At 49.7% G+C, this 338-nt stretch carries 1 protein-coding gene; it reads right to left on the bottom strand.

The annotated features are described in order from the left end of the window. Window positions 1–137: 137 nt before the first annotated feature. Window positions 138–338: hypothetical protein (locus tag AC1RPT_RS07860; RefSeq protein ID WP_391857850.1), on the bottom strand; the 201-nt coding region annotated here is incomplete at its 5' end.

Here is a 338-nt window from a genome sequence, read left to right as displayed (position 1 = left end):
ATCATGAGTGGTCTCACCCTCAGTATTGCTAAACGCTTGTGCTTGCTGCCTGCACAACGGACAGCCCAATGGCTGACAATCTAAAATTGAGGATGTAAAATGCCCCGATCAGAATCGATTCTGATCGGGGCATTTTCTTAGGCTAGCGAACTTGCCTTAATAGCAGACTCGAACCTGATCTCCACCGGACACATTTCTAGATAGTGGTTACGTGACTCAATCCAAGCTTGCGTACGCCCAGCACCTTCCACGTTCTTCGCCACAGTCAAGTGTGCATTGAAGTCAGGGAACGAATGAGTAAGGCCCTCACGCAGCAGCTCATCATGCAAGGACTGGAG

It is taken from the genome of Dellaglioa sp. CoH-56-MRSF-11, from assembly GCF_056782135.1.
Note: the sequence above shows the minus strand (reverse complement) of the source record. Positions and strands in the feature narration are given on the sequence as shown.